The organism is Paenibacillus puerhi, from assembly GCF_009846885.1.
In the GTDB taxonomy this organism is placed as follows: Bacteria; Bacillota; Bacilli; order Paenibacillales; family NBRC-103111; genus Paenibacillus_G; species Paenibacillus_G puerhi.
Genome location: NZ_WUWM01000073.1, coordinates 1 through 3,420 on the forward strand (window position 1 = coordinate 1; position 3,420 = coordinate 3,420).

Annotated in this window: 3 protein-coding genes; all 3 read right to left on the minus strand. The window is 57.0% G+C overall.

Features of this window, described 5'->3' with window-relative positions:
* Nucleotides 1-261: 261 nt before the first annotated feature.
* Genes nagA through GSF01_RS28930 form a run of 3 tightly spaced genes read right to left on the minus strand, consistent with a single transcriptional unit; the run spans nt 262 to nt 3,145 of the window.
* Nucleotides 262-1,467 carry an N-acetylglucosamine-6-phosphate deacetylase gene (nagA, locus tag GSF01_RS28920; protein ID WP_159888729.1) on the minus strand — a complete coding sequence of 402 codons (1,206 nt, stop codon included), beginning with the start codon at nt 1,465-1,467 and terminating at the stop codon, nt 262-264.
* A 5-nt stretch (nt 1,468-1,472) separates the two neighbouring features.
* A complete protein-coding gene (locus GSF01_RS28925) occupies nt 1,473-2,249 on the minus strand; it encodes a glucosamine-6-phosphate deaminase (protein WP_159888730.1) in 777 nt (258 codons plus the stop codon).
* Entirely contained in the window at nt 2,246-3,145 is a 900-nt protein-coding gene (locus tag GSF01_RS28930; protein ID WP_159888731.1) for a sugar phosphate isomerase/epimerase family protein, read from the minus strand. The genes GSF01_RS28925 and GSF01_RS28930 overlap by 4 nt, the downstream gene beginning before the upstream one ends.
* Nucleotides 3,146-3,420 lie beyond the last annotated feature (275 nt).

Genomic DNA, 3,420 nt, shown 5'->3' on the forward strand with positions numbered 1-3,420 from the left:
TATAATTACCAAATGGACAAAGGCTACCTTTCGATAGGTCATCGACCTTTTGGTCCATGAACGGAATATCCTATTCAGAATAATGTGACAATTAGCTCAACTAACTTTTATGCAACGCTAGTGAATGGAGATATAAAAAAGATGATTCCTGTGCAATACAGGCATCATCTTTATAAAACGCCCTTGACTAAGGGGCTAGTATTGTCTGAACTGTGGCCCGAATCTCGCGTTCCCTTGTCATCGAACTCAGCCCTACAAGCCTCATCGTTCCGACGAGTATACGAGCCTTCCTCGTTTGTACGTCTTATGAATCTGAAGCTCTCCCGCTTCATCGCTCGTAAACAGCGCCAGATCAGCCGGAGCTCCAAGCTGCAGGCCCTGTTCTGTCGGCAGACTCATGCTTCGGGAAGGCCGGATCGAAGCAAGCTCCCACGCCTCCGGCCAGTCACACAGCCCGATCCGCACCATATGCTCAATGCCTCGGGTCAGGGGCAGCGCTGAGCCTGCCAGCAGGTTCGGCTGCTCCGTCAGGCAAAGGCGGCCGTTCGGCTGCAGCGTAACGTTGCCTCCGATATGCGTGTGATACGGCCCTGGCTCCATGCCGGCGAGGTACACCGCATCGCTGACCAGCGCCAGCTTGTCACCCTTCGTTCGCAGTGCGACCTTCAGCACCGACTCGGGCAGGTGGAAGCCGTCGGCAATCACGCAGGCCCACAGACCGTCGGCAGCCAGCTGCTCCCACACATAATTGGGATGCCGGGGCAGCGTCCCATGGGCGCCGTTGCCTAGATGCGTCGACATCGTCGCGCCCGCCTTGACGGCAAGCCGGATTTGCTCGGGCGTCGCGGCCGTATGGCCGATGGATACGGTAACGCCGCTCTCCGAGCAAAGCCTGATGAAGTCCGTCACCCCCTCCCATTCCGGAGAAAGCGTCAGAATGCGTATACGGCCTCCCGCCGCGCGCTGCCAGGCACGGAACAGCTCCCAGTCGGGCGCCTTCACGTAAGCCTTCCCATGCGCTCCCCTCGCTCCATCCTCCGGTGAGATAAAAGGTCCCTCCAGATGGATCCCCGCTATGCTGGCCGTCTCCTCCGGGTAGCGGTCGCAGGTCTCGGCGATCACCCTTAGCGCTTCGGTGATCGCTTCATCGCTGTTGGTGATGATCGTCGGATAATAGGAGGTGATCCCATACTGCGACAGCCGCCCGGTTAAGCGGAGCACCGTCTCCTCGGATAACGGGAGCGTGTTCAGATCGTCGCCGCCGTAGCCGTTCAGCTGCAGGTCCACAAGTCCGGGGCCGATGAAAGGCAGCTCTTGGGCTAAGGGGGCCTGATCCGGCGCTTCCGCCTGCCATGGACGAATCCCGGCGATCAGGCCGTCCTCTATCCGGACGGCTATTCGTTCGCCCGTGCGATAATGAAGTCCCTCAATCTGTACGTTATCGGAGCTCCTCGGCTGCTTATCCATCCCTTCTAGCCCCCGTATGACTCAGTATCGACATAGAGGGTGCAGGCGGGATGGGTTCGCAGAATAGTCGCCGGGCATTCCGTCGATACCGGGCCGTTCAGCGTCCGCTGAACGGCCTCGCGCTTCGTGGGACCCGGTACCATACAGAACAGTCTTCCGGCCCCCAGCAGAGCGGGGATCGTCAAGGTCAAGGCATGCGTCGGCACGTCGGCCAAAGCCGGGAAGCAGCCGTCATTGACCTGTTGAACCCGGCAAGCTGTCTCCAGCTCAACGGCCTTAACCGTGTGCGGATCGGCAAAATCGGCTACCGGCGGATCATTGAAGGCCAGATGCCCGTTCTCTCCGATGCCCAAGAAGACGAAATCTATGGGCGCTTCGTTCAGCAAGGCTGCATACCTGCGGCATTCCTCTTCCGCACTCTCGCTGCCGTCGATCAAATGCACCTTCCCCGGCTGCACCGGATCGAATACGGAACGCTTCAAGAACTGCGAGAAGCGCTGAGGAGCCCCTTGCGGCAATCCGATATATTCATCCATATGGAAAGCCGTGACCCGGCTCCAGTCGATGCCCTCTTCCCGTCCCAGCCGCTCAAGGAACTCATTCTGCGACGGCGCTGCGGCAAACACGATCCGGACTTCCTCCTGCTCGTTCAGCTTGCTGCGAAGCGCTTCAGCGGCCTCGGAAGCGGCCGACTCCCCCAGCTCGCGCCGGGTCCCGTACACGCGGACATTCAACAGATCTACTTGAAAGCTTTGCTTCTGTTGAAACTCTTCTCTGGTCATCGTGCAGCACCTCCTTGCTGAACGGCGGGAAGCTCCTTCAGGAGACCGGCCAAGCTCTCCAGGCATTGTCTGGATGCCTCTTCCCCGCCCTCGGAGAAAGCGTAACCGGCCGGGCGCTTCAACTGCTCCTCCGACAGCTTGGAGCGCAGCCTGTAATGCGTCTCCACGACCAGATAGCCATTGTACCCGTCTTGGACAAGGGCCGTGAACAGTCCTTTATAATCGACTTCGCCTGCTCCGATCGCAACGCCTTCGACCTCATTCCCGCGACGAACCGCATCCTTCAGATGAATATGGCACATCAGCTCGCGGGCATGCCCATAGCCCTGCGGATAAGGAACTTCGCCATCGGGATCCCACAGATCATTGCCCGGATCGAACAGCACCCGGACAAAAGGGGAATTGATCGCCTGAACGATACGAGCCGTTTTCTCCGCATTGGTAGCATAAACAGCCGGATCAAACTCCAGAGCGAAGATCACATCGGCTTCCTCCAGAAGAGGGACAATGCCGCGAATACGGCTGACAATATCGTCGAACGCTTCTTCGAAAGGCTTCCGTGCCCAAAAACTAAATCCCCGGATGATCCGGCAGCCGAAACGCTGCGCCAGCTCCAAATCTCTGCGCAGGACAGCGAGGCTTTGCTCCACCTCTTCAGGATTGTCGAGCTCGCACTTGAATACAGGCGTCGACAGGCTGCATACCTCAAGCCCCGCCTCGCCTAGCAGAAGCTTAATCTCCTCGATACGCGCATCTTCCAATTGGTGCAGCTGCATGCCATCTACAGAGCGCAGCTCCACGCCTTGGAGCCCGAACTCCTTAGCCAGCCTGATGGCGTCCTCCGGGTTTTGCGATACCTCATCGGTCATGATGGCCAAACGAAATGCAGTTGTCATCCGTTGTCTACTTCCTTTCCATTAAACTTGCACACTCCTACTGTCATCTTAGGGGATGCGGGTGCAGAAGCCTATAGCTTATTTTTATGCATTTATAGCATCATTTTTTGAATAACGCGAAAAAACCGTCTTTCGCTATGGAAAGACGGCCAGATTGACGAGAAACCCCTAGTGTTAGCTGGATAGCTCATTTTTTAAAGGATTATTTTTCAAAAAAAAGAGATCGCCCTCCTCATTGAACCTGTTTATCCAGGTGGAGAGCGATCTTTTTCATG